Annotated in this window: 26 protein-coding genes; 17 read left to right on the top strand and 9 right to left on the bottom strand. The window is 62.8% G+C overall.

Going from position 1 to position 25,860, the window contains the following annotated elements:
* Positions 1-20 precede the first annotated feature (20 nt).
* Entirely contained in the window at positions 21-854 is an 834-nt protein-coding gene (locus tag LB532_RS10470; protein WP_140637878.1) for a phosphatase PAP2 family protein, read from the top strand.
* 18 nt (positions 855-872) lie between these two features.
* Here the strand turns inward: LB532_RS10470 and LB532_RS10465 are convergent, their stop codons facing one another.
* Both LB532_RS10465 and LB532_RS10460 read right to left on the bottom strand, forming a co-directional pair.
* Positions 873-1,523: an FMN-binding negative transcriptional regulator gene (locus LB532_RS10465; protein WP_140637879.1), complete on the bottom strand. Its 651-nt coding sequence runs from the start codon at positions 1,521-1,523 to the stop codon at positions 873-875.
* 16 nt (positions 1,524-1,539) lie between these two features.
* Positions 1,540-2,214 (bottom strand): alpha/beta hydrolase, encoded by a 675-nt coding sequence (locus LB532_RS10460; RefSeq protein ID WP_140493883.1) that lies wholly within the window; start codon positions 2,212-2,214, stop codon positions 1,540-1,542.
* Between the two features lie 240 nt (positions 2,215-2,454).
* Here LB532_RS10460 and LB532_RS10455 point away from each other — a divergent pair, with 240 nt between their 5' ends.
* The 7 genes from LB532_RS10455 to sufA all read left to right on the top strand — a co-directional run bounded on the left by LB532_RS10455 (position 2,455) and on the right by sufA (position 9,525).
* On the top strand, positions 2,455-3,618 hold the full coding sequence (locus tag LB532_RS10455) for a cysteine desulfurase family protein (RefSeq protein WP_140637880.1): 1,164 nt from the start codon (positions 2,455-2,457) through the stop codon (positions 3,616-3,618).
* Between the two features lie 185 nt (positions 3,619-3,803).
* Positions 3,804-5,321: a Fe-S cluster assembly protein SufB gene (gene sufB, locus LB532_RS10450; RefSeq protein ID WP_140637881.1), complete on the top strand. Its 1,518-nt coding sequence runs from the start codon at positions 3,804-3,806 to the stop codon at positions 5,319-5,321.
* A 27-nt stretch (positions 5,322-5,348) separates the two neighbouring features.
* On the top strand, positions 5,349-6,104 hold the full coding sequence (gene sufC / locus LB532_RS10445) for a Fe-S cluster assembly ATPase SufC (protein ID WP_140637882.1): 756 nt from the start codon (positions 5,349-5,351) through the stop codon (positions 6,102-6,104).
* Positions 6,105-6,129: 25 nt separating this feature from the next.
* Positions 6,130-7,398: a Fe-S cluster assembly protein SufD gene (sufD, locus tag LB532_RS10440; RefSeq protein ID WP_140637883.1), complete on the top strand. Its 1,269-nt coding sequence runs from the start codon at positions 6,130-6,132 to the stop codon at positions 7,396-7,398.
* Between the two features lie 4 nt (positions 7,399-7,402).
* Positions 7,403-8,647, top strand: a complete 1,245-nt coding sequence (locus LB532_RS10435) for a cysteine desulfurase (protein ID WP_140637884.1) — start codon at positions 7,403-7,405, stop codon at positions 8,645-8,647.
* Positions 8,648-8,652: 5 nt separating this feature from the next.
* The gene (locus LB532_RS10430; RefSeq protein WP_140493873.1) at positions 8,653-9,045 is read left to right on the top strand and encodes an SUF system Fe-S cluster assembly protein; all 393 of its coding nucleotides are present in this window, start codon (positions 8,653-8,655) and stop codon (positions 9,043-9,045) included.
* Between the two features lie 99 nt (positions 9,046-9,144).
* Entirely contained in the window at positions 9,145-9,525 is a 381-nt protein-coding gene (gene sufA / locus LB532_RS10425) for a Fe-S cluster assembly scaffold SufA (protein ID WP_140637885.1), read from the top strand.
* 126 nt (positions 9,526-9,651) lie between these two features.
* Here sufA and LB532_RS10420 read toward each other — a convergent pair whose 3' ends face one another.
* Positions 9,652-10,149 (bottom strand): GFA family protein, encoded by a 498-nt coding sequence (locus LB532_RS10420; protein ID WP_140637886.1) that lies wholly within the window; start codon positions 10,147-10,149, stop codon positions 9,652-9,654.
* 90 nt (positions 10,150-10,239) lie between these two features.
* Here LB532_RS10420 and LB532_RS10415 point away from each other — a divergent pair, with 90 nt between their 5' ends.
* Entirely contained in the window at positions 10,240-10,563 is a 324-nt protein-coding gene (locus LB532_RS10415) for a TfoX/Sxy family protein (protein ID WP_140637887.1), read from the top strand.
* 40 nt (positions 10,564-10,603) lie between these two features.
* Here LB532_RS10415 and LB532_RS10410 read toward each other — a convergent pair whose 3' ends face one another.
* Both LB532_RS10410 and LB532_RS10405 read right to left on the bottom strand, forming a co-directional pair.
* The gene (locus tag LB532_RS10410) at positions 10,604-11,521 is read right to left on the bottom strand and encodes a pseudouridine-5'-phosphate glycosidase (protein WP_140637888.1); all 918 of its coding nucleotides are present in this window, start codon (positions 11,519-11,521) and stop codon (positions 10,604-10,606) included.
* A gap of 46 nt (positions 11,522-11,567) precedes the next feature.
* Positions 11,568-12,512, bottom strand: coding sequence for a carbohydrate kinase family protein (locus tag LB532_RS10405; protein WP_140637889.1), 945 nt, complete (start codon positions 12,510-12,512; stop codon positions 11,568-11,570).
* A 282-nt stretch (positions 12,513-12,794) separates the two neighbouring features.
* On the opposite strand from LB532_RS10405, the gene recA reads away from it, so the two are divergent.
* Positions 12,795-13,892, top strand: coding sequence for a recombinase RecA (recA, locus tag LB532_RS10400; RefSeq protein WP_010909075.1), 1,098 nt, complete (start codon positions 12,795-12,797; stop codon positions 13,890-13,892).
* Positions 13,893-14,196: 304 nt separating this feature from the next.
* A complete protein-coding gene (alaS, locus tag LB532_RS10395) occupies positions 14,197-16,863 on the top strand; it encodes an alanine--tRNA ligase (RefSeq protein ID WP_140637890.1) in 2,667 nt (888 codons plus the stop codon).
* A gap of 283 nt (positions 16,864-17,146) precedes the next feature.
* Here alaS and LB532_RS10390 read toward each other — a convergent pair whose 3' ends face one another.
* Together LB532_RS10390 and LB532_RS10385 are read right to left on the bottom strand one after the other, a co-directional pair.
* Complete coding sequence (locus tag LB532_RS10390) at positions 17,147-17,773, bottom strand: glutathione S-transferase family protein (RefSeq protein ID WP_140637891.1); 627 nt, start codon at positions 17,771-17,773, stop codon at positions 17,147-17,149.
* An 84-nt stretch (positions 17,774-17,857) separates the two neighbouring features.
* On the bottom strand, positions 17,858-19,069 hold the full coding sequence (locus tag LB532_RS10385) for an NADP-dependent isocitrate dehydrogenase (RefSeq protein WP_140637892.1): 1,212 nt from the start codon (positions 19,067-19,069) through the stop codon (positions 17,858-17,860).
* A gap of 209 nt (positions 19,070-19,278) precedes the next feature.
* On the opposite strand from LB532_RS10385, the gene LB532_RS10380 reads away from it, so the two are divergent.
* From LB532_RS10380 to LB532_RS10370, 3 genes are read left to right on the top strand one after another with little or no spacing between them, the layout of a single operon-like run.
* Positions 19,279-20,202, top strand: coding sequence for an RNA methyltransferase (locus LB532_RS10380; RefSeq protein ID WP_140637893.1), 924 nt, complete (start codon positions 19,279-19,281; stop codon positions 20,200-20,202).
* Complete coding sequence (murI, locus tag LB532_RS10375) at positions 20,195-20,983, top strand: glutamate racemase (protein WP_140637894.1); 789 nt, start codon at positions 20,195-20,197, stop codon at positions 20,981-20,983. The genes LB532_RS10380 and murI overlap by 8 nt, the downstream gene beginning before the upstream one ends.
* A gap of 59 nt (positions 20,984-21,042) precedes the next feature.
* A complete protein-coding gene (locus LB532_RS10370; protein WP_140637895.1) occupies positions 21,043-21,228 on the top strand; it encodes a DUF3008 family protein in 186 nt (61 codons plus the stop codon).
* Between the two features lie 148 nt (positions 21,229-21,376).
* Here the strand turns inward: LB532_RS10370 and LB532_RS10365 are convergent, their stop codons facing one another.
* A complete protein-coding gene (locus LB532_RS10365) occupies positions 21,377-21,589 on the bottom strand; it encodes a hypothetical protein (RefSeq protein ID WP_224556760.1) in 213 nt (70 codons plus the stop codon).
* Between the two features lie 476 nt (positions 21,590-22,065).
* On the opposite strand from LB532_RS10365, the gene rpsD reads away from it, so the two are divergent.
* The 3 genes from rpsD (at position 22,066) to LB532_RS10350 (ending at position 24,523) form a co-directional block, all read left to right on the top strand.
* Complete coding sequence (rpsD, locus tag LB532_RS10360) at positions 22,066-22,683, top strand: 30S ribosomal protein S4 (protein ID WP_140493847.1); 618 nt, start codon at positions 22,066-22,068, stop codon at positions 22,681-22,683.
* A 129-nt stretch (positions 22,684-22,812) separates the two neighbouring features.
* A complete protein-coding gene (ttcA, locus tag LB532_RS10355; RefSeq protein ID WP_140637896.1) occupies positions 22,813-23,706 on the top strand; it encodes a tRNA 2-thiocytidine(32) synthetase TtcA in 894 nt (297 codons plus the stop codon).
* Positions 23,696-24,523, top strand: a complete 828-nt coding sequence (locus tag LB532_RS10350; protein WP_140637897.1) for an inositol monophosphatase family protein — start codon at positions 23,696-23,698, stop codon at positions 24,521-24,523. Before ttcA ends, LB532_RS10350 begins: the two co-directional genes overlap by 11 nt.
* A 47-nt stretch (positions 24,524-24,570) precedes the next feature.
* On the opposite strand, the gene LB532_RS10345 is transcribed toward LB532_RS10350, so the two are convergent.
* Positions 24,571-25,839 carry a multidrug effflux MFS transporter gene (locus LB532_RS10345; protein WP_140637898.1) on the bottom strand — a complete coding sequence of 423 codons (1,269 nt, stop codon included), beginning with the start codon at positions 25,837-25,839 and terminating at the stop codon, positions 24,571-24,573.
* Positions 25,840-25,860: the final 21 nt, after the last annotated feature.

Below are 25,860 nucleotides of genomic sequence, written 5' to 3'. Positions count from 1 at the left end.
ACAACGGGGTCGAGTTTTCAATGCTGGTGAAACCGCGCCCTTCCGTTTCCATTGCGCACGCCGCGGTGCTGCGTCGGTCGGCCGGCAATTTCCGCGACACGCTGCGGATCGTCAGAGGGCGCTTCGCTGCTCGTTCCGCATCGTATCCCAAGATCCTGTGGCCGCTCTGGATCTCGGCCTGGATTTTGCTGACAGCAGTGGCGTTCGTCGGCCTCGACACTCCGGCGGGACTGCTGCACGGCCAGTGGTCGGCGGGCTTCGGCCGGCTTGCCGAGTTCCTGACGCAGTTCGGCCTGGGCGGCTGGTATCTCATCCCGCCGGCATTGCTGCTCATAGGGGCCAATCTGACGGACTGGCGAAGCCTGCCGCGGCGGTCATTGATGCTCGTCTACAACTGGACCTGCCTGGCGTTCCTTGCGCTGAGCGCCGTCGGCCTGTCCGGCCTGCTGGTCAATGCCCTGAAATATGCGGTCGGCCGCGCGCGTCCGCTCTATTTTCAGGATCTTGGTGTGCTGTCGCTGCGTCCCTTCGCCTTCGATGCGCGCTTTGCCGGTTTTCCGTCCGGTCACGCCACGACCATGGGGGCCGTATTCGGCATCCTGCTGCTTTTGTTCCCGCGGCGCTGGTACATCGCCCTGCCAGTCACGGCCTGCATCGCCTCGACGCGGGTCTTCGTCGGCGCGCATTATCCGAGCGATACCGTCGCCGGCTTTGGTCTTGGCTTTGCCTTCGCGCTGGTTTGCGGATTGGTCTTTGCCCGGCTTGGCTTCATCTTCAGCCCTACACGATCGGGTTTGCCGGTGCGCAAGCAGACGTTTCGGCTGATCGGTCGAACAAGCCGAACAGCCGTCTGATCCGTTGAGTCTGGAATTTCAGGCGCCGTCCAGTCCGCCGTAGGACCTTACCAGGTTCACCATGTCGGATGAATTGGCCGTTTCGCTCTCAAGCCCGCGCGCAACGCCTGCGCGGTCCCCGACGGGACGGTTCTGGCTGACCTTCCATTTGCCATGGATTTCGGCGATCTCGATCTCCAGCCCGATGATGCCCTTGATCTGCGACTGGATGAACGGGGCAGGCGCATCCGTTACCGCCCATGGCGCCTCACGCGTGCCTTCCTGCGAAGCCGTCAGGTCGGCGATCTGCCGCGCCAGCCAGTCCTGATCGTCGATCACCTTCGCGGTGCCGCGCACCTGCACGATGGCATAGTTCCAGGTCGGCACCACCTTGCCGGTTTCGCGCTTGGTCTCGTACCAGGACGGCGTCACATAGGCATCGGTGCCCTGGAAGACGATCAGCACCGTCGAGGCCGGATTGTCGGCGATGAGGCGCCATTGCGGATTGGCTCTGGCCAGATGAGCGCGCAGCCTGCCGTTTGGCCCGACATCGGCGTCGATCAGGAACGGAATGGCGTCGGCGACCGGCCCCTCGGGTCCGCTGGAAACCAGCAGGCCGAGCGGATGTGCCCGGATCAGCCCGTGCAGCACGTCCGGCCGCGTTTCCTGGAAATGAGGAGGCTGGTACATCGCGGCCATCCGCCCTTTAGCGCAGCCGCTTCGGGCGCGGATCCGACAATTCGCCGGCCAGCCGGCGATCGAGATAATCCGCGCATTCCTCGATCAGCAGTTCGGCATCGTTGGCGAAGAAATGATTGGCGCCGGGCAAGGTCTTCTGCGTGATGGTGATGCCCTTTTGCGTGTGAAGCTTGTCGACCAGGCCCTGCACGTCCTTCGGTGGCGCCACCTTGTCAGCGTCGCCATGGATGATGAGCCCCGAGGAGGGGCAGGGCGCCAGGAAGGAAAAATCGTAGGTGTTGGGCTGTGGCGCGACCGAGATGAAGCCTTCGATCTCGGGCCGGCGCATCAAAAGCTGCATGCCGATCCACGAGCCGAACGAATAGCCGGCAACCCAGCAACTCTTGGAATCCGGATGCAGCGACTGCACCCAGTCGAGTGCTGCGGCCGCATCCGACAATTCGCCCGTGCCGTGGTCGAATTCGCCCTGGCTGCGCCCGATGCCCCGGAAATTGAAGCGCAGCGTGGTGAAGTCGCGCTTCTGGAACATGTAGAAGAGGTCGTAGACGATTTTGTTGTTCATCGTGCCGCCGAATTGCGGGTGCGGATGCAAGACAATGGCAATCGGCGCGCTCTTTTCCTTCGAGGGCTGGTAGCGACCCTCCAGGCGGCCGGCCGGACCGGTGAAAATGACCTCAGGCATGAAATACTCCAACTTGGGTAATAAGAATGCGCGGCGCCCGAGAACCTTCCTCTGGCCTTGACGCAGGGCGAGCGTCTTCATAGAAGCTAGTTTAGAATTGTTCAAAACTGGGTGGCCGGAACGCAATCGCCCGGCTGCCCGCGCCGCAAGCCGCGTAAATAGGACGGCTTGCCTTGGAATTTCAAGGAAATAACGCGATATCTCGGTGGAATGGCTTCTGACGGGACCAATGGGAAGAAAATGGCCGGAATGCGCGCCTATCTCGACTACAATGCCAGTGCGCCGCTGCTTGCAGCGGCACGCGAGGCTATGGTCGCGGCGCTCGATACCGCCGCCAATCCATCATCGGTCCATGCCGAAGGGCGCGCGGCCCGTCGCCTGATCGAAACTGCAAGGCGTGATGTGGCGGAATTGGTGAAGGCCAAGGCTGGGCATGTCGTGTTCACGTCAGGCGCCACGGAAGCCGCCTCGACGCTGCTGACGCCCGATTGGCGGATGGGGCGCGGGACCATCCGCATGAGCCATCTCTATGTCTGCGAAGCCGACCACCCCTGCCTGTTGAACGGCGGGTCCTTCCCGGCCTCGCAGGTGACGCGGATCGGCGTCGACGCCAACGGAATTGTCGACCTCGAAGCAATGGCAAACGTGCTTGCCGCGCACGATAAGGCCAGCGGCCTGCCGCTGGTGGCAATCCATGCCGCCAATAATGAGACTGGCGTCATCCAGCCGGTCGATCGTATCGCCGAAATCGTAAAGGCGGTCGGCGGTGTCCTCGTCGTAGACGCGGTTCAGGCGGCAGGGCGCATTTCAATCGATATTACGGCGGGTTACGCCGATTACCTGATATTGTCGTCGCACAAGATCGGCGGCCCCAAGGGCGTCGGCGCCATCGTCGCCGCTGCCGATCTGATGATGCCGAAGCCGCTCATTAACGGCGGTGGCCAGGAAAAGGGCCATCGCGGCGGCACCGAGAACCTGCCCGGCATTGCCGGTTTCGGCGCGGTGGCGCGGGAGGCTCTCAGCGGATTGGGGACCATCGACGCTGTGCGTCGGCATCGCGACGAGATCGAGGCCATCGTCAAAATGCTGGTGCCGGACGTGGAAATCTTTGGAACCGGCGCGCCGAGGCTTGCCAACACGACATTCTTCGCTATTCCCGGCGCCAAGGCCGAAACGGTACAGATCGCCTTCGACCTGGCCGGTGTGGCGCTGTCGGCGGGTTCCGCCTGCTCGTCGGGAAAAGTCGGTCCGAGCCATGTGCTGAAGGCCATGGGTCACGGTGGCAGTCTGGGTGCGTTGCGCGTGTCGATCGGCGCGGCGACCGGCGCGCAGGACATCGAGGCGTTCCGCCTGGCATTGGCAGAAATCGCCGAACGTCGGGTGGGCAAGGAGAAGGCCGCGTAGCGGTTGGACGAATTTGGGCCTTTCGGCCTGGTAGAGCCGTGCGTTTCATGCTGGCCGGGTGAATTTCCGGCCGAGGCGCACTATATGAAACTTACGCTGCCGCGGGTGCTCCTTGGGTGCTTATCCGGCGGTGCCATAGTTTGAAAACTGTCGGGCCTTGACCCCGGCGTGGATGGAGAACGCATATGCCTGCTGTGCAGGACACGATCGATCGGGTCCGAAAGATCGACGTCGACCAATACAAATACGGATTCCAGACCGAAATCGCTGTCGATAAGGCTCCCAAGGGCCTGAGCGAAGACATCATCCGTTTCATTTCGGCGAAGAAGGACGAACCGTCCTGGATGCTGGAATGGCGGCTGGAAGCCTATCGGCGCTGGCTGACGCTGGAAGAGCCGACCTGGGCGCGCGTCAACTATCCCAAGATCGATTTCCAGGACATCTATTACTACGCGGCGCCGAAGAGCACGCCCGGACCGACTTCGCTCAGCGACGTCGATCCCGAGATCTTGAAGGTCTACGAGAAGCTCGGCATTCCGTTGAAGGAGCAGGAGATCCTCGCCGGCGTGCAGAGGACCGATGCGTCCGAGCTCGAGGAAGCCAGCGACAACGTCTACAAGTCCGGCCGCGTCGCTGTCGATGCGGTGTTCGATTCCGTGTCCGTCGTCACCACGTTCAAGAAGGAATTGGCGCAGGCCGGCGTCATCTTCTGTTCGATCTCGGAAGCCATCCGCGAGCATCCCGAGCTGGTGAAGAAATATCTCGGCTCGGTCGTGCCGACATCGGACAATTTCTACGCCACGCTGAATTCGGCCGTGTTCACCGACGGCTCCTTCGTCTTCGTGCCCAAGGGCGTGCGCTGCCCGATGGAACTGTCGACCTATTTCCGCATGAACGAGAAGAACACCGGCCAGTTCGAGCGCACGCTGATCATCGCCGAGGAGGGGGCCTACGTCTCCTATCTCGAGGGCTGCACGGCGCCGCAGCGCGACGAGAACCAGCTCCATGCCGCCGTGGTCGAACTGGTCGCGCTCGACGATGCCGAGATCAAGTATTCGACGGTGCAGAACTGGTACCCCGGCGACGCCGAGGGCAAGGGCGGCATCTATAATTTCGTCACCAAGCGCGGCGATTGCCGCGGCCACCGCTCGAAGATTTCATGGACGCAGGTCGAAACCGGTTCGGCCATCACCTGGAAATATCCGAGCTGCATCCTGCGCGGCGACGATTCCAGCGGCGAGTTCTATTCGATCGCCGTGTCGAACGGCTATCAGCAGGTCGACAGCGGCACCAAGATGATCCATCTCGGCAAGAACACGTCGAGCCGCATCATCTCCAAGGGCATCGCCGCCGGCTTCTCGCAGAACACCTATCGCGGCCAGGTTTCGGCGCACCGCAAGGCGACCAATGCGCGCAACTTCACCAATTGCGACTCGCTGCTGATCGGCGACCAATGCGGCGCCCACACCGTGCCCTACATGGAAGCCAAGAACGCGACGGCTCAGTTCGAGCATGAGGCGACGACGTCGAAGATTTCCGAGGACCAGAAGTTCTACGTCATGCAGCGCGGCATTCCGGAGGAGGAAGCGATCGCGCTCATCGTGAACGGCTTCGTCAAGGACGTCATCCAGCAGCTGCCGATGGAATTCGCCGTCGAGGCACAGAAGCTGATCGGGATCTCGCTCGAGGGCTCGGTCGGCTGACCGGACAGATATTCAGGAAACAAAAGAATGCTTGAGATCAAGAACCTGCATGCCCGCATCGTCGATGACGGCACCGAGATCATCCGCGGCCTGAATCTCTCGGTGAAAACCGGCGAGGTCGCCGCGATCATGGGCCCGAACGGCTCGGGCAAGTCGACGCTCTCCTATATCCTCGCCGGCCGCGAGGACTATGAGGTCACCGAGGGCGACATTCTCTACAACGGCCAATCGATCCTCGAAATGGATCCGGCCGAGCGCGCCACATCAGGCATCTTTCTCGCCTTCCAGTATCCGATGGAGATACCGGGCGTGGCGACCATGGAATTCCTGAAGGTGGCCATGAACGAGCAGCGCAAGGCGCGTGGCGAGGAGCCGCTGAAGATCCCGGAATTCCTGAAGCGGGTGAAGGAGGCAGCCGGCTCGCTCAACATGGACATGAACATGCTGAAGCGGCCGCTCAATGTCGGTTTCTCCGGCGGCGAGAAGAAACGCGCCGAGATCCTGCAGATGAAGCTGCTGGAGCCGAAGCTGTGCGTGCTCGACGAGACCGATTCGGGCCTCGATATCGATGCGCTCAAAATCGTCTCCGATGGCGTCAACGCGCTGCGCTCGCCTGAGCGCGCCATTGTCGTCATCACGCACTATCAGCGGCTGCTCGAACACATCGTGCCCGATACCGTGCACGTGCTCTACAAGGGCCAGGTCATCAAGTCCGGCGACAAGTCGCTGGCGCTCGATTTGGAGGCCAATGGCTATGCCGGCGTGATCGGGCAAGCCGCGTGAGATGCCAGAGGGCAAGGTCAAACTGATGAACATGCACGCACAACCGCAGCGGACGCCGGTCGAAACCGCGTTGATCGACGCTTTCGGCGAACGGTTGTCGCTGCTGCCGGGCGACGGCGCGGTGATGTTGAAGCGCGACGACGCCATCGAGGCGGTGAAGCACGGACTGCCGACCCGGCGCATCGAATCCTGGCACTACACGGACCTGCGCCGGCTGCTGAACACCGTGCCGGACTTCGATCCGACGGCCGTGGCCAAAGCCATCGCGCCAGTTGTTGAAGGTTCCACCGTGTTGCCGCTTCTCAATGGCGTGTCGAGCGCCAAAACGCCCGGAATCGAAGGCGTCAGCGTCCAGGCCCTGTCGGAGAAACTGACCGACGGCAGCATCGCGCCTGGGCTCGATCCCTATGGCAGCGACGATGCCATCGGGGCGTTGAACACGGCTTTCGTCGCCGACGGCTATTTCGTCGACATCGCCGACGGCACTGAATTGGAAAAGCCGATCGAATTGCAGAACCTGCAGGCCGGCGGCCAGACGCATGTGCGCCTGGCCGTGCGTGTCGGCGCCGGCGCCAAAGCTGTCCTCGTCGAGCGCCAGGCGGGCGAGGGCGCAGCCCTTGTCAGCTCGGTCAGTCAGCTCGTGCTCGGCGAAGGCGCCGAGGTGACGTGGCTCATCATCCAGGAGCAGCCGGACACGGCAACGCATCTGGCGCAGTTCAAGGCTCATATCGGCAAGAACGCGAAGCTGACGCTGTTCGTCATGAACGCCGGCGGCAAGCTCGTGCGCCAGGAGGTCGTGGTGAAGACGACGGGCGAGGGCGCCGACTTCCAGTTGCGCGGCATCAACCTGCTGGCCGGCGACGCCCACACGGACACCACCATGGTGCTCGACCATGCGGTGCCGCACACGACGTCGACGGAATTGATCCGCAATGTGGTGACCGGCAAGGCGCGCGGGGTCTTCCAGGGGCGCATCAACGTTCATCAGTACGCGCAGAAGACCAACGCCAAAATGGCTTGCAACACGCTGCTTCTGTCGGACGACGGCGAGTTCTCGACCAAGCCGGAACTCGAAATCTTCGCCGACGACGTCGTCTGCGGTCATGGCGCCACCGTCACCGAGATCGACCACAACCATCTGTTTTATCTGATGGCGCGCGGCATCGACGAGAAGAGCGCCCGTGGTCTGCTGGTGAAGGCCTTCATCGCCGAGGTGATCGAGGAACTGGACGACGAGGTGATCGTCGAGGCGCTGGAAGCGCGACTCGACGAATGGTTTTTGACGCACGGGTGAAGTGATGAACGCACCAGGCAAGATCGGCGATTTCTACGACGTCGAGGCGATCCGCCGCGATTTCCCGATTCTGTCGCGCGAAGTCTACGGCAAACCTCTCGTCTACCTCGACAACGGCGCCTCGGCGCAGAAGCCGCAGGCGGTGCTCGACGCCGTCCAGCAGGCCTATAGCCAGGAATACGCCAACGTCCATCGCGGCCTGCATTTCCTGTCCAATGCGGCGACCGACGCCTATGAAAAGGCGCGAGAGACGGTGCGCCGCTTCCTCAACGCGCCGAGCACCGACAATATCGTCTTCACCTCGAACACGACCTCGGCCATCAATACCGTCGCCTATGGCTATGGCATGCCCAATATCGGCGAGGGCGACGAGATCGTGCTGTCGATCATGGAGCATCACTCCAACATCGTGCCTTGGCACTTCATTCGCGAGCGGCAGGGCGCCAAGCTGGTCTGGGTGCCGGTCGACGATCTCGGCGTCTTCCATGTCGAGGAATTCGAGAAGCGACTGACCGACCGGACAAAGCTGGTCGCCATCACCCAGATGTCGAACGCGCTGGGCACGGTGACGCCGATCAAGGAGATCGTGCGCATCGCGCATGCGCGCGGCATTCCCGTGCTCGTCGACGGCAGCCAGAGCGCCGTCCATATGCCCATCGACGTGCAGGACCTCGACTGCGATTTCTTCGTCTTCACCGGCCACAAGGTCTACGGCCCCTCCGGCATCGGCGTGCTCTATGGCAAGAAGGACATCCTGCAGCGCATGCGGCCGTTCATGGGCGGCGGCGAGATGATCGAGGAGGTGACTGAAGACATCGTCACCTACAACGACCCGCCCCACCGCTTCGAGGCCGGTACGCCGCCGATCGTCCAGGCGATCGGGCTCGGCGCCGCGCTCGAATACATGGAAAAAATCGGCCGCGAGCGCATCGCCGCGCACGAGGCCGATTTGAAGGACTATGCGCACGAACGATTGCGCGCCATCAATTCGCTGCGCATCTTCGGCGACGCGCCGGGCAAGGGCGCCATCATCTCGTTCGAGCTGCAAGGCATTCATGCCCATGACGTATCGATGGTGATCGACCGGCAAGGCGTGGCTGTCCGCGCGGGCACCCATTGCGCCCAGCCGCTGTTGAAACGCTTCGGCGTAACCTCCACATGCAGGGCGTCGTTCGGCATGTATAATACGCGAGCCGAAGTCGATGCTTTGGCCGATGCGCTGGAAAAAGCGCGCAAGTTTTTCGGGTGACGATCATGGAAGATGCCAGCACAGCCACCGACGCTGTTCCCGACGCGGCCGCCAATGCGGTGGTTTCCGCCTCCGCCATTCCCGCCGACGAACTGGCGCGGCTGACCGACGACATCGTTTCGGCGCTGAAGACGGTCTACGACCCGGAAATCCCGGCTGATATCTACGAGCTTGGCCTCGTCTACAAGATCGACATCGAGGACGACCGCTCGGTCAAGATCGACATGACGCTGACCGCGCCCGGCTGCCCGGTGGCCGGCGAAATGCCCGGCTGGGTGGAAAATGCCGTCGGCGCCGTCGAAGGTGTGTCGGGCGTCGAGGTCAACATGACATTCGACCCGCCCTGGTCGCCCGACCGCATGTCGGAAGAGGCGCAGGTGGCGGTGGGCTGGTACTAGCAGCGAGCCTGGTACACTTGCGCCAATGGTAAAACTTCACCATTTTAGGTGAGGAATTATTCGGCAGGCCTTGAACCTGCATGGAATGGAGAAGGAAATATGGGACGCTTTGCCGTCATCACGATGACCGAAAAGGCCGCCGACCGGGTGCGCGAGATCGTTGCCACGCGTGAAGGCGCGCATGGCATTCGCCTCGGCATCAAGAAGGGCGGTTGCGCCGGCATGGAATACACGGTCGACCTGGTGACCGAACCCAACACCAAGGACGACCACATCGAGCGCGACGGCGCCCATGTCTATGTTGCGCCGGAAGCAGCACTTTTCCTGTTCGGCACCGAGATGGATTTCGAGCAGACGACGCTGCGCACCGGCTTCACCTTCCGCAATCCGAACCAGAGCTCGGCCTGCGGCTGCGGCGAATCCGTCGAACTGAAGCCGGCCGACCTCAAGGCGCTGGCAGAAGCACGCGCCTCCGCCTGACCTTCCTTCGCCTCGTTCACGGGGAGAAGGTGGCCCGAAGGGCCGGATCAGGGGCAGCGCTGGCTCATCCGAAGTCTGTGCCGCCTCTCATCAGCTGCACGTTCCCCGTACACGGGAAGAAGAAGACTACTCCACCCACGTCCCTGTCCGCTTGTGCCAGTCGGCGATCGATTCCTCGGGATAGACGTCGAACACCTTGTCGCTCGGTCCGATATCGGGCTCGACCCACTTGGCCTTGTATTTCAGCATCAGATGCACCTTTTCAGGCGGTTTCGGCAGGTCGCTGTCGATCGCCGAGGCGAAGGGATGGACGAGTTCCGGCCAGGTCGGGTCGTAGAGCCACAGCGCCGATCCGCATTTGCGGCAGAAATTGCGCTCTCCGGTCGAGATCTCGCAATGCGGATGTTCGTCGTCCTCGATCTCGGCCCGATAGACGCCGAGGCTGCTCTTGCCCCGGATGGTCATCGTCTCGTAGTCGGCGCCGAGATTGATGGCAAAACCGCCGCCGCCCTGCTGCTTGCGGCAGATCGAGCAGTAGCACAGCATGAACGGCACGGGCGTGTGGCTTTCCACCTCGAAACGAACGGCATTGCAGCGGCAGGACCCCTTGAGCAGGACAGGCATGGCGGGAACTCCGATCGATCCTTTTCAACCTGTCAGCATGGTTTTGGTTGCGCCGATGACAAGGCCGGATCGCGGTGACATGATCCGCACATGGACAATGAACGCATAGAAGAACTCTTCCAGAGCCTGGGCCCGGTCAGCATCCGGAAACTGTTCGGCGGCAAGGGCATCTATGCCGACGGCGTCATCGTCGCCATCGTGCTGCGCGGCGAATTGATGCTGAAGGCGGACGAGCAAAGCGCGCCCGACTTCGAGGCCGCCGCCTGCACGCAGTGGACCTACACCGGGTCCCGCCACGGCAAGCTGGTGGCGATGCCCTACTGGAGCATTCCCGATAGTGCCTTCGACGACCCGGATGAGATGGCGGTGTGGGCGCGGCGGGCCTATGAGGCGGGGCGAAGGGCGGGGAAGTGAACCGCAGCCGTCGAGTTCCTTCACACCGCCGACATTGGCCCTACAGCGCCTTGGCGATCCGCGCTGCCAGCCGCGCATTGTTCTCGACCAGGGCGATGTTGGTCTTCAGGCTTCGGCCGCCGGTCAGCTCGAGGATCTTCGACAACAGGAACGGCGTCACCGCCTTGCCGGTGACATTGAGCGCCTCGGCGGCCTTCTGGGCGGCCTCGATGTAGCCGCCCATCTCGCCGGCCGGGATTTCGTGACCCTCCGGCACCGGATTGGCGATCAGCATGCCGCCGCTCAGGCCCAGGGCCTGTCGCGTCTTGTAGAAATGCGCGATGTCTTCCGGAGCGTGCAAGGTCAGCGGCGCCCGGAACGGCGACTGCCGCGACCAGAAGGCCGGCATGGTCTCGCAGCCATGGCCAATCACGGGCACGCCGCGGGTCTCCAGCACTTCCAGCGTCTTTTCGATGTCGAGGATGGCCTTGGCTCCAGCCGAGACGACGATGACGGGCGTGCGCGCCAGCTCATCGAGATCAGCCGAAATGTCGAAGCTTTTTTCGGCGCCCTTGTGCACGCCGCCAATGCCGCCGGTGGCGAACACCTTTATCCCAACCATATGCGCGGCGATCATCGTGGCGGCAACCGTCGTGCCGCCGGTGCGCCCTTGCGCAACGGCGAAGCCGAGATCGGCGCGAGAGAGCTTCATGGCATCGCCGGTCATGGCAAGCGATTCGCGTTCTCCGTCGGAGAGGCCGATCTTGATGCGGCCCGCCACCACGGCGATCGTCGCCGGCACCGCGCCGCCATCGGCAATGATCCTTTCCACGTCGGCCGCCATAGCGCCATTGTCGGGGTAGGGCATGCCATGGGTTATGATGGTGCTTTCCAGCGCCACCACGGGCTTCCCGGCCGACAGGGCCTGCGCCACCGGCGCGTGGACATCGATGAAGGGGCGGACGGTATCTGGGGTCATCTGGATCTCCAATCCGAAATGCGGGGCATCCTTTCAGACGCCGGTCTCATGCCATTTCCTGCTCTTCGGGCACAAGAGCCAGAGCTTGCGCAAAAGTCGCCGTGGTGAAATCGGGAACGGCGCCCGCGCTTTCAATAGCCAGCGTCGCGGCGGCGACGCCCTCGCGCAGCGCCGCGCGCAAGGGCATGCCGCGCAGTAGGGCGGCGACCGTAGCGCCCGCCAGCGCGTCGCCGGCGCCAGTGACGTCCACGACCTTTCTTGGAGGGGGCGGGACGACGGCAAAGCTGCCGTCGCGGTCGAAGCCCAGCACCGGGCCACCGCCCGCCGTGACCACCGCGCTGTCGAGGCCGGCGCTTCTCAGCCCGTCGACGATAGTTTTTTGAGAGGCGGCATCATCAAGCCCGGCAAGCGCCACCGCCTCGCGCCTGTTCATGAAGGCGACGGCCAGTCCGCCGAGCACCGGTGTCAAGCGCACGACCTTGGCCGGTGAAATGGCAATGGCGAACACGGGCTTGCCGGCGGCAAGCGATACCAGCCGCTCCAGAGCCGCCGATGGCAGATTGGCGTCGCACAGAACGGCATCGGCGGCGGCGATCTCCTCCCGCACCCTGGAGCGGCGGATCTGCTTTGCAAATGCCAGCTCATAAAGCGCCATGTCGGCAAAGCCGACGAGCAATTCGCCCTCGCGGTCGATCAGCGCCGTATAGCTCGGCGTCGTCCGGTCGAGGAACACCGCGGACAGGTCGGCAATGCCCGCTTCGGCGATGGCGCGCGAAACCGTGTCGGCGGCGGCATCGCCGCCGCGCACCGACAGCAGCGAGCCCGAGACGCCTCGCCGCACCGTGCTGCGCAAGGCGTTGAAGACGCCGCCGCCGACATCCTCGCGCATCGTGCCCGGGTTGGAGGCAGCCGGCACGTAAGCGCCGGACACTTGACCGCGCCTGTCGATATGGGCGCCGCCCACCGCCAGGACTCTTGGAGATCTCACCATGCGCCGATATGACCTTTGTTGGCGGTCACGCACAAGCGCCATGCTGTGCGACGGAGCTTCGCAGGCAACAGCCGGCGATTCGTGAGGTCGGCCCGGCGAACCAGCCTGGCCTAATATTCGGACCATGCTGGAGCCGAATCGTGAGACAAAAAAAGAACAAATCAGGATGTTTCTTATTTTTCAAATGCTTGATCCCTCTTGCCAAATGAGAACAAAAAAGGTACAAATAACCAAGGATTACGGATTGTCCGGCCTTCATTGACGACTACGGGGTGATGTATCATGGCTCAGAACAGCTTGCGGCTTGTAGAGGATAAGGCAGTGGACAAATCAAAGGCTCTGGATGCGGCGCTGTCGCAAATCGAGCGAGCTTTCGGCAAGGGCTCGATCATGCGGCTCGGCGCGAACGAGCAGGTCGTCGAGATCGAAACCGTGCCGACCGGCTCGCTCGGCCTCGACATCGCGCTTGGCGTCGGCGGCCTGCCGCGCGGCCGCATCATCGAGATCTACGGGCCGGAAAGCTCGGGCAAGACGACACTGGCGCTGCACACGGTGGCGGAAGCCCAGAAGAAGGGCGGCATCTGCGCCTTCGTTGATGCCGAGCATGCGCTCGATCCGGTCTATGCCCGCAAGCTCGGAGTCGATCTCGAAAACCTCCTGATCTCGCAGCCTGACACTGGCGAGCAGGCGCTTGAGATCTGCGATACGCTGGTGCGCTCCGGCGCCATCGACGTGCTGGTGGTCGATTCGGTCGCGGCGCTGACGCCGCGCGCCGAAATCGAGGGCGAGATGGGCGATTCGTTGCCCGGCCTGCAGGCCCGCCTGATGAGCCAGGCGCTGCGCAAGCTGACCGCCTCGATCTCGCGCTCCAACACCATGGTCATCTTCATCAACCAGATCCGCATGAAGATCGGCGTCATGTTCGGCTCGCCTGAAACCACCACCGGCGGCAATGCGCTCAAATTCTACGCCTCGGTGCGTCTCGATATCCGCCGCATCGGCTCGGTCAAGGACCGCGACGAGGTCGTCGGCAACCAGACCCGCGTCAAGGTGGTCAAGAACAAGCTGGCGCCGCCCTTCAAGGTGGTCGAGTTCGACATCATGTACGGCGAAGGCGTGTCGAAGACCGGCGAACTGGTCGATCTCGGCGTCAAGGCCGGCGTGGTCGAGAAGTCGGGCGCCTGGTTCTCCTACAATTCGCAGCGTCTCGGCCAGGGCCGGGAGAACGCGAAGCTGTTCCTGCGCGACAATCCCGATACGGCGCGCGAGATCGAACTTGCGCTCAGGCAGAACGCCGGACTGATCGCCGAAAAATTCCTAGAGAATGGCGGCTCCGAAGGTGGTGACGATGGGTTCGAGGATGAAGCCGGCGCGATGTAAGCGTTCGCCGGCGTAATCCAAGCGTTCGCGGGCGCGATCTATCATTCGATTTACGGCCCGAGTTCGGCCATAATCCCGGTTCATCAACTTGAGCTTATGTAATCGAGTTCTGTAGTATTGCGTTTCGAACCGCCGGCCCCCGTGCCGGCGGTTTGCGTTTTGAGCGGCTGGCGAACCGCGAATTGGCCGGCTTGCGTGTTTCTGGACAGGGTGCCAAGCGGCGGCTAAAAGGCCAGCTCCATCTTCTAAAGCAGAGCCCATTTCCGCCGGTCCGGCCGGCGGCCCTCTCGAAAAGGCAGCATTCATGAGTGGCGTGAACGAGATCCGGTCGACATTTCTCGACTATTTCCGCAAGGAGGGTCACGAGGTCGTGGCGTCGAGCCCGCTTGTGCCGCGCAACGATCCGACGCTGATGTTCACCAATGCCGGCATGGTGCAGTTCAAGAACGTCTTCACCGGCTTGGAGAAGCGGCCCTATTCGCGTGCCACGACCGCCCAGAAAAGCGTTCGCGCCGGCGGCAAGCACAACGACCTCGACAATGTCGGCTACACCGCGCGCCACCTGACGTTCTTCGAGATGCTCGGCAATTTCTCCTTCGGCGACTATTTCAAGGAGCGCGCCATCGAGTTGGCCTGGAACCTCATCACCAGGGAGTTCGGGCTGAAGAAGGACAAGCTGCTCGTCACCGTCTATCACACCGACGACGAGGCGGCCGGCTTCTGGAAGAAGATCGCGGGTTTTTCCGACGATCGCATCATCCGCATCCCGACCTCCGACAATTTCTGGGCGATGGGCGACACCGGGCCATGCGGGCCATGCTCGGAAATCTTCATCGACCGTGGCGAGCACATCTGGGGCGGTCCGCCCGGCACCCCGGAGGAGGATGGCGATCGCTTCCTGGAATTCTGGAACCTGGTGTTCATGCAGTACGAGCAGGTGACGAAGGACGAGCGCATCGACCTGCCGCGCCCGTCGATCGACACCGGCATGGGCCTGGAGCGCATGGCCTCCATCCTGCAAGGCGTGGAAAGCGTCTTTGAGACCGATCTGTTCCGCCATCTGATCGATGCAGCGTCGTCCGCGCTCGGCCGCGGTCCCGACGCCGAGACCGTCGCATCCTATCGCGTCATAGCCGATCACCTGCGCTCGTCGTCGTTCCTGGTCGCAGACGGCGTGCTGCCATCGAATGAAGGCCGCGGCTATGTGCTGCGCCGCATCATGCGCCGCGCCATGCGCCATGCACAGCTGCTCGGTGCGAACGAGCCGCTGGTGTGGAAGCTGGTGCCGGCGCTGGTTCGCGAGATGGGTCAGGCCTATCCGGAACTGGTGCGCGGCGAACAGCTGATCACCGAGACGCTGAAGCTTGAGGAGACCAGGTTTCGCAAGACCCTGGTGCGTGGACTGGGTTTGCTGTCGGAGGCGACGGAAAAGCTCGGCGCCGGCGACATGCTGGACGGCGAGACAGCCTTCAAGCTTTACGACACCTATGGCTTCCCGCTCGACCTGACGCAGGATGCGCTGCGCCAGCGCAACATCTCGGTCGATCTTGCCGGCTTCACCAATGCGATGGAGCAGCAGAAGGCCGAGGCGCGTAAGCACTGGGCAGGTTCCGGCGAGGCGGCGACCGAAGCGGTCTGGTTCCCGGTGCGCGAAAAATCCGGCGCTACCGAATTCCTTGGCTACGAGACCGAGCAGGCGGAAGGCATCATCCAGGCGCTTGTCCGCGACGGCAAGACCGTCGACAGCGCCGGCAAGGGTGAAGCCGTTGCCGTGGTCGTCAACCAGACGCCGTTCTATGCCGAATCCGGCGGCCAGATGGGCGACACCGGAACCATTTCAGGCGAAGGCTTCTCGATCGAGATTTCCGATACGCAGAAGAAGGCCGACGGGCTGTTCGTGCATCTCGGCAAGGTGGTCAGCGGCACTGCCAGGACGGGTGCCGCCGTCGAGCTGAAGGTTGACCATGCGAGGCGCTCCAGGCTCCGCGCGAATCATTCCGCGACGCATCTGATCCATGAGGCGCTGCGCGAGGTGCTGGGCACCCATGTTGCACAGAAGGGCTCGCTGGTCGCGCCTGAGCGCCTGCGCTTCGACATCTCGCACAACAAGCCCATCTCGTCCTCGGAACTCGAGGAGGTCGAGCGCATGGCCAACGAGATCGTGGTGCAGAACAGCCCGGTGATCACGCGCCTGATGTCAGTCGACGATGCCATCGCCGAAGGCGCCATGGCGCTGTTCGGCGAGAAATACGGCGATGAGGTGCGCGTCGTGTCGATGGGCACCGGCCTGCATGGCGCCAAGGCCAACCGCCCCTATTCGGTCGAGCTTTGCGGCGGCACGCATGTCAGGGCAACCGGTGACATCGGCCTGGTGCGCGTCGTGTCTGACAGCGCCGTCGCCGCAGGCGTGCGCCGCATCGAGGCGCTGACGGGCGAGGCCGCGCGCAAGCATCTCGACGAACAGGACCGGCGGCTAAAGGCGGCCGCGGCAACACTGAAAATCTCGCCGGCCGACGTGCCGGCGCGTGTTGAAGCCCTGCTCGAAGAGCGCAAGAAGCTCGAGAAGGAGCTCACCGAAGCGCGCAAGAAGCTTGCACTGGGCGGCGGGTCGCCCGCTGACGCGCCGGCCGCCAACGAGACCGTCGCGGGCGTCGGCTTCCTCGGCAAGTCGGTTTCGGGTGTCTCGCCGAAGGATCTGAAGCCGCTCGCTGACGCCGGCAAAAGCTCGCTCGGCTCCGGGGTGGTCGTGTTCGTCGGTGCGGGCGAGGACAACAAGGCGAGCGTCGTGGTCGCCGTCACCGACGATCTCGTCGGCCGCTTCAGCGCCGTCGACCTGGTGCGCGTCGCCTCCGCAGCACTCGGCGGGCAGGGCGGCGGCGGCCGGCCCGACATGGCCCAGGCCGGTGGCCCCGATGCCTCGAAGGCCGACGACGCGATTGCTGCGGTGAGGGCGGCGCTGGAGGCGGCGTGATCAGCGCGAGCTTTGTCGGACAACCGCTTCAGTCAGGATTGCTTCCACACTTTTTCGAGGGTGACGCTGCCCCTCATTGTCCTACCGGACATTTCTCCCCGTATAGTGACGGGGAGAAAGACGCTGTCATCGATGGTTTCACCAATCGCCGGGGTTGCGGAACAAGCGCCGACGTCGCGGCCAGTCCCTTCTCCCCGTCCCTATACGAGAGAAGGTGCCGGCAGGCGGCTGAGGGGCGGCGCCGGCGTCGATAATTGGTCTCCGAAAGTCTTTGCGTCGCAGGTCAACCGGCCTTTTCGGTGTTGGCGAAGCTCGATCGTCCTGAGACCCGCGTCCACCACGCATCGCCGTCGGGAAATTCGGCCAGCAGTTCCCGCCCTTCCGCCACCTTGACGAAATAGCCGATGATCGGTGCCGCATGCAGGTCGGCGAGCGTCAGTTGATTGCCGAGCAACCACGGCCCCGCGGGTCCCAATGATGAGAGCGCCTGAAGGACCGTTTCTGCTTGTCGTAATCCGCTGAAAATCAGCGCTTCGTCAGGCGACGCCTTCTCCAGCCGCTCCACGGCGACATCCCAGACCATGGCCCGATAGCCATAGGCGTCGAGCATGCCGATGATCTGGTTCATCCGCGCGCGGCCGCGCGGATCCTTCGGCTGCAAGGGTGGCCCGTCGAACGCCTCGTCGACATAGCGCGCGATCGCGCTGGCCTCGAACAGGCGAAAACCGTCATGCTCGAAGGCCGGGATGCGGCCGAACGGGTGATGCTCGAAATACCAGCCGGGGATGCCCTCGGCGGCGAAGACATCGACCGGCACAAGCTCATAGTCGACGCCCTTCTCCTCCAGCGCCATGCGCGCTATGCGCACGTAAACGCTGTAGTCCGCGCCGTAGAGGACCGGTTTGGCCATGCTGCCAGCCTTTTGCTTCGTTTTCGTTGGCCCAAAAAGCGAAGGCTCCTTCCGGAGCCTTCGGCATGTTGAACCCGCAGGTGCCTACGCCATCGCCTTCTGTAAATTCTCGTCGATCTTGTCGAGAAAGCCGGTGGTCGAGAGCCAAGGCTGGTCGGGGCCGATCAGCAGCGACAGGTCCTTGGTCATGAAGCCGGATTCGACCGTCTGGATGCAGACCTTTTCCAGCGTTTCGGCAAAACGCTTCAATGCGGCATTGTCGTCGAGCTTGGCGCGGTGGGCCAACCCTCGGGTCCAGGCGAAGATCGAGGCGATCGAATTGGTGGAGGTTTCCTCGCCTTTCTGGTGCTGGCGATAGTGGCGCGTCACGGTACCGTGCGCGGCTTCCGCTTCCACGGTTTTGCCGTCCGGCGTCATCAGGACCGAGGTCATCAGGCCGAGCGAGCCGAAACCCTGCGCCACCGTGTCGGACTGTACGTCGCCGTCATAGTTCTTGCAGGCCCAGACATAGCCACCCGACCATTTCAGGCTGGAGGCCACCATGTCGTCGATCAGGCGGTGCTCGTACCACAGCTTCTTGGACTTGAACTCGGCCTCGAATTCAGCCTCGTAGACTTCCTGGAAAATATCCTTGAAGCGGCCGTCATAGGCCTTGAGGATGGTGTTCTTGGTCGAGAGATAGACCGGGTAGTTGCGCAGCAGGCCGTAGTTCAGCGAGGCGCGGGCGAACTCGCGGATGGATTCATCCAGATTATACATGGCCATGGCGACGCCGGCGCCGGGCGCATCGAACACGTCGTGCTCGATCACCTGGCCATCCTCGCCGACGAACTTGATCGTCAGCTTGCCCTTGCCGGGAAAACGGAAATCGGTGGCGCGGTACTGGTCGCCATAGGCGTGGCGGCCGACGATGATCGGCTTGGTCCAGCCGGGCACCAGCCGCGGCACGTTCTTCATGATGATCGGCTCGCGGAAGATGGTGCCGCCGAGGATGTTGCGGATGGTGCCGTTCGGCGACTTCCACATCTTCTTCAGCTTGAATTCCTCGACGCGCTGCTCGTCGGGCGTGATCGTCGCGCATTTCACGCCGACGCCGTATTTCTTGATGGCGTTGGCCGAATCGATCGTCACCTGGTCGTTGGTGGCATCGCGGTGCTCGATGCCGAGGTCGTAATACTCAAGCTTGAGGTCGAGATAGGGGTGGATCAGCTTGTCCTTGATGAACTGCCAGATGATGCGGGTCATCTCGTCGCCGTCGAGTTCGACGACCGGGTTCGCCACCTTTATCTTCGCCATGGAAAGAATGCCTCGTTGTGGGAATGGGACGGCCTTGCCCGCGTGGCGTTCGGCCGGGATGCGCCCGTATATCAAAGCGTTTTTGGCCGCGCAAACGGCGATCGGTCACGAAAGCGAAGCGATCGCCCGCCATTTGCGAATGCTTCATTTTCGCGGCCGAATATGGCAGGGGACGCTGAAATGCCGCAAACAGCAGTTCATTGACAACCATGCCCGTCACCAAAGGTCCCGATAACGCTCCAACTGCCGGCCCAGCCATCATCCTCGTGGAGCCGCAGCTCGGCGAGAATATCGGCATGGTCGCGCGCGCTATGGCCAATTTCGGACTGGCCGAACTTCGCCTCGTCAACCCGCGCGACGGCTGGCCGAACGAGAAGGCGCGGGCGGCGGCCAGCCGCGCCGACCATGTCATCGACGCCGTCAAGGTTTTCGGCGATCTCGCCACAGCGATGGCCGACTTGAATTTCGTTTTCGCGACCACGGCAAGGCAACGCGACGGCTTCAAGCCCGTGCGCGGACCGGTCGAGGCGGGCAGGGTGCTCCGGGCTCGCCATGGCATGGGTCAGCGAACCGGCATCCTGTTCGGCCGCGAGCGTTTCGGCCTCTACAATGACGAGGTTGGCCTCGCCGACGAGATCGTCACTTTTCCGGTCGATCCCGATTTCTCTTCGCTCAACATCGCCCAGGCCGCGCTTCTCATGTCCTACGAGTGGATGAAATCCGGCCTCGAGGACGAGACCAAGACCAACTTTACGGGTCCGGACATGAAGCCGGCCAGCAAGGAAGATCTGCACGGCCTGTTCGCCTATCTCGAAGGTGCACTCGAAGCGCGGGGCTATTTCCGGCCGGCGCCGAAGAAGCCGAAGATGGTTGACAATCTGCGCGCCGTATTGACCCGGGCGGGATTTGCCGAGCCGGAGCTCAAGGTGCTGCGCGGCATCATCTCGTCGCTGGACAGGTTCTCGCCGGCAATGCCGCGCGGCGACGGCTCTCCGGGAGATGATCCAAGGCGGCTTCCGGCAGCGGCGCGCGCCGGCGGTCCCGGCCGCAAGACCAATGCGGATCGTCAGGTGGTTGATGACGACGACAACGTCGCGCCGCCGCTCGGCGGCAAGGGAACCGATAATGACTGATCAGCCGATCCTGATGTTCGATTCCGGCATTGGCGGGCTGACTGTGCTGCGCGAGGCGCGCGTGCTGATGCCCGACCGCCGCTTCGTCTATATCGCCGACGATGCCGCCTTCCCCTTTGGCGCCTGGGAGGAACCGGCGCTGCGGGTCCATATACTCGACCTGTTCGGCAAATTGCTCGACCGGTTCTCCCCGGCCATCTCGGTCATCGCCTGCAACACCGCCTCGACGCTGGTGATCGACGCGTTGCGCGAGAGGTTTCCCGGCCATCCCTTTGTCGGCACCGTGCCTGCCATCAAGCCTGCGGCGGAGCGTACCCGCTCCGGCCTCGTCTCCGTGCTGGCGACGCCGGGCACGGTGAAACGGCAATACACGCGCGACCTGATCAGCAAATGGGCGCAGAAGTGCCATGTCCGGCTGGTCGGCAGCGACCGCCTGGCGGGGCTGGCCGAAGCCTATATGCGCGAAGGTTTCGTCGACGAGGAAGCCGTGCGCGCCGAGATCGCCCCGTGTTTCATTGAGCGCGACGGCATGCGCACCGACATCGCCGTGCTCGCCTGCACGCATTATCCTTTTCTGGTCAACCGCATGCGCAAGACCGCACCCTGGCCGGTCGACTGGATCGATCCTGCCGAAGCGATCGCCCGGCGGGCGATGTCGCTGCTGGCGCCGGTCGATGGGCCGTTGCCGCACGGCCAACGGGATATTGCCGTCTTCACATCAGGCAAGGCGGACTTTGCCACGAGCCGTTTGATGCAGGGCTTTGGACTGGCGGTCGCCTGATTTCCGGAACATTGGCGAGGCCGTTTCGTTTTCTCCCAGGCAATGAAGGGAGAAAAACCATGCCTGCCACCTCGAAAGCCCAGCAGAAGGCCGCCGGTGCCGCACTGTCGGCCAAGCGCGGCGAGACCAAGAAGAGCGAACTCAAAGGCGCTTCCAAGGGAATGTATGAATCCATGAGCGAAAAGCAGCTCGAGGAATTCGCCGAAACCAAGCGCAAGGGGCTGCCGGAGAAAAAGAAGCACTGAGGAAGCGCTATTTGGCAACGACCTTCTTGAAGGGTTCCTCCAATGCAAGAAATAGGCCCGCGACGGGGTCGCAGGCCTTGATGCTGTTGTCGGGTCAATGGCCGACGTAATCAGCGCCAGTGGCGGCTGTTAGCGCCAGTGGCAGCTGTTAGCGCCAGTGGCAACGTCGCACTTTTTGGCGAATGACATGGCGGTGACCATGGCGCCAGACGACGCGCTTCTTGACCACGGTCCGGCATACCTGATGAGGCCGGTGGCCTTGCCAATGCCTTGCCATCGCCGGCTCAGGGGTAATGACGGCCATCGATCCGGCTAACACCGCCGCACCAGTCAGGCTTAGAAAGAACTTCTTCATCCGCATTCAGGCTCCTCTGCTCAAGTCCCTTCCTGGAGCGGTCAGCTTCAGGGAATCGCCGCCCCGCTCCGGTTTTTTACACAATCCCGGGTAGAAACCACTAGCGCTTTCCGGGAATTGTTTTAATACCGCGGGCGCGACAATCTCCCGCCGGATACGGCACCGCATTGAACAACAACATAGAAAATCGTAGATGGTCGCGCGGGCGGCGCCAGTTGGAACCTTGACAGCGGTTAAATCTCTGTTTAACAGCGCTCCCAACACCGGGCCGCAACGCCCGGTGGTTTGTTTTGCATGCGCAAGACCTCGACGGAAGCCAGTCTGTTTTCCAAGGTCTTGTTTGAACTGACGTGTCCCGTGGGTTTTTCGCCGCGTTGCGTGGAAAAACCCTGTCAGGTCTCGAAAACGGAGGCCAGAGGAGGGCGCGTTTCCTTCACCCGGACCATGAGGCTCCGGGTTATGTTGTTTTGAAAGGGAATGCGATGAGCAAGCGCGAATCCGCGAAGTACAAGATCGACCGCCGTCTGGGCGAAAACATCTGGGGCCGCCCGAAGTCCCCGGTCAACAAGCGTGAATACGGCCCCGGCCAGCACGGCCAGCGCCGCAAGGGCAAGCTTTCCGATTTCGGCCTGCAGCTGCGCGCCAAGCAGAAGCTGAAGGGCCACTATGGCGACGTTTCGGAAAAGCAGTTCCGCAAGGTCTATGAAGAGGCCGACCGCCGCAAGGGCGACACCTCGGAGAACCTGATCGGCCTGCTCGAGTCGCGTCTGGACGCGGTCGTCTATCGCGCCAAGTTCGTTCCGACCATTTTCGCCGCCCGCCAGTTCGTCAACCACGGCCACGTCAACGTCAACGGCAAGCGCGTCAACATCGGCTCGTACCGCTGCAAGCCGGGCGACGTCGTCGAAGTGCGCGAAAAGTCGAAGCAGTTGGTAATCGTCCTGGAGTCGGTCGGCCTCGCCGAGCGCGACGTGCCCGACTACATCGAAGCCGATCACAACAAGATGACCGCGACCTTCTCGCGCATCCCGGGCCTGGCGGACGTTCCGTTCGCCGTCCAGATGGAACCGAACCTCGTCGTCGAATTCTATTCGCGTTAAGCGACGGCTTTTTGCGAGACCGGAAGGGGCCGCCCATCGAGGCGGCCTTTTCTTTGTCGGCCATGTCCGCTAATCCGGGCGGCAACGAAGCTCCGAACGTTCGTTGCTCCAGGATTTGGAACCGACGCCATGAACATGCTGCCAGACGCTCAATCGCTTGAGCAGGCCGCCGACATCGAAGGCGGCTTTCACCCGCTGTTCGCCGATGTGCCGTCCTCGGTCGAGTTCAACAAGTTGCGCAAGCGGCTGCTGCGGCTGACTCGCCAGGCAATCGAGGATTTTTCGATGATCAGGCCAGGCGAGCGCTGGCTGGTGGCTCTGTCGGGCGGCAAGGATTCCTATGGCCTGCTTGCCATGCTCTTGGACCTCAAATGGCGCGGCCTGCTGCCGGTGGAGCTGCTGGCCTGCAATCTCGACCAGGGCCAGCCGAACTTTCCCAAGCACATCCTGCCCGATTACCTCAATGCCCACGGCATTGCACACCGCATCGAATACCAGGACACCTATTCCGTCGTCACCGACAAGCTGCCGCAGGGCAGTACCTATTGCTCGCTCTGTTCACGCCTGCGGCGTGGCCATCTCTATCGCGTAGCCCGAGAGGAGGGGTGCTCGGCGCTGGTGCTCGGCCATCATCGCGAGGACATTCTCGAAACCTTCTTCATGAACCTGTTTCATGGCGGTCGTCTCGCCGCCATGCCGCCAAAGCTGCTCAACGACGAGGGCGACGTCATGGTGCTGCGCCCGCTGAGCTATTGCGCCGAGATCGACCTGGAAAAGCTCGCCGCGGCGATGCGGTTCCCGATCATCCCTTGCGATCTCTGCGGCAGCCAGGAAGGTCTCCAGCGCAACGCGATGAAGGCTATGCTCGACGATATCGAAAAGCGCATGCCCGGCCGCAAGGACACGATGCTCCGTGCGTTGTCCAACACCAGGCCGTCGCATCTGCTCGACAGGAAACTGTTCGATTTCGCCGCACTCGATGAAACGCTCTCCAGCAGGCAAGACATTTCCGATGACATTTGACGATACCGCGATCGACTGGCTGGCCAGAACCCTGGCCGAAGCAGCCGAAGCCGAAATCATGCCGCGCTTTCGCCGGTTGGGCGACGGCGAGGTCCGCCAGAAGACGTCGGCCGCCGACCTGGTGACGGAAGCCGACGTCAGTGCCGAGCGATTGATCACCTCCAAGCTGCGTGAACGCTACCCAACAGCCATGATCGTCGGCGAGGAAGCCTGTTCCGACAATCCGGCGCTGCTCGATGGCCTGGGCGATGCCGATCTGGCTTTCACCATCGACCCGGTGGACGGCACTTTCAATTTCGCTTCCGGCGTGCCGTTGTTCGGCGTCATGCTGGGTGTCGTGGTCCGGGGTGAGACCGTCGCCGGCATCATCCACGATCCGGTCGGCAAGGACTGTCTGATCGGCGCCAAGGGCGCCGGCAGCCATATCAGGCATGCGCATGGCAGCCTTGAAAAGGTGCGTGTCGCGGCGCCCGTGCCGATCTCGAAAATGACCGGCTCCGTCTCCTGGCAGTACATGACCGAACCGGGGCGGTCGCGGCTGGCGCGCAACCAGACGAAAATCCTATCGCAATTCGCCTATCGCTGCGCCGCGCATGAATATCGCCTGCTGGCCAGCGGCCATGCCCATTTCGTCGTCTACAACAAGCTGATGCCGTGGGACCATCTGCCCGGCGTGCTGATCCATGCCGAGGCCGGCGGTCACGCCGCGCGTTTCGACGCCAGTGCCTACCTGCCGTCACATGTCGGCGGCGGCCTGCTTGTGGCACCCGACCGGGAAAGCTGGCGCGAGTTGCGCAGGGAACTCTGGGCGCAATAGCCGGCTGCCAATTCGAATGCCCAGCCGAGCGTCGCAAAGGCGACAATTCAATGCAGATCGGCGATGTGCCCTGAGACGGGTGGGTTCTGCGGCTGGAACATCTTGCCGCGTTCGGCGATGAAGATCATCAGCAGCGCTGCGACCGAGACGCTGCAGAAGCCGGCGGCCAACGGCGTCACCGTGCCGTTGAAAGCCTGACCGATCAGCGTGCCGAGAATGCCGCCGAGAAACGTCTGCATGAAGCCCAGGATGGACGACGCCGTGCCGGCCAGTTGACCAAGCGGCTCCATGGCCAACGCGTTGAAATTGGCGCCGAGCGCGCCGAACGGAAGCATGGCGCAGGCAAAGAAGGTGACGAACAGCCAGAGCGGCATCTTCATTTCCAGCGAAACGACCAGCCAGGCCAGGCTGATGACCAGAAACAACAGCAGCGCGCTCTGCGACAGGCGGCGCATGCCGACGCGGCCGACAAGACGCGAGTTCAGGTAATTCGAGAAGGCGAGCACGCCGGCCACGCCGGCGAAGATGACCGGAAACAATTCGCCGACATTGAATATGTCGACATAAATCTGCTGCGCCGAGGCGATGAAGCCGAACATGGCGCCGAAGATGAACGTACTGGCGAAGGCATAGCAGATCGCGACGCGGTTGGTCAGCACGATGCGAAACCCGCCGATGATGGCATTGACGGTCAATGGCCGGCGATATTCCGGATGTAGCGTCTCGGGCAGGCGCAGCAGCGACCAGGCCGAGACGACAAGCGCGCCGACGGCCATGGTGACGAAGATCAAATGCCAGGTCGCGAACAGCATGATGAACTGGCCGATGCCGGGAGCGATCACCGGGATCGCCATGAACACCATGAAGATCAGCGACATCACCTCGGCCATGCGCCGGCCATCGAACGTGTCGCGCACGATCGAAACGGCGATGACGCGCGTCGCCGCCGCGCCGATGCCTTGCACGGCGCGGCAGAGGAGAAGCGTCTCGAAGCTCGGCGAAATGGCGGCCGCGGCCGCGGCCGCCACGTAAATGATTAGGCCGGCGACGAGCGGCGCGCGGCGACCGAAACGGTCCGAGAGCGGTCCGAAAAAAAGCTGTCCGCCGCCAAAACCCAGAATATAGGCGGTGATCACATATTGCCGGTGGTTTTCGTTCTCCACGCCAAGCGAGGCGCCGATCTGCTGCAGCGCCGGCAGCATGATATCGATGGCCAGTGAATTGAGCGCCATCAGCGCCGCGCACAGCGCGATGAACTCCCAGCGCGGAATGGGCAATTTGCTTGCCGATTGCGGTGCTGACGTCTGCTGGTCCACGGCAAGTCCGATCTCTCAAAC

It is taken from the genome of Mesorhizobium sp. ESP-6-2, assembly GCF_020164675.1.
Classification (GTDB): domain Bacteria; phylum Pseudomonadota; class Alphaproteobacteria; order Rhizobiales; family Rhizobiaceae; genus Mesorhizobium.
This window is presented reverse-complemented; position numbering and strand designations above follow the sequence as displayed.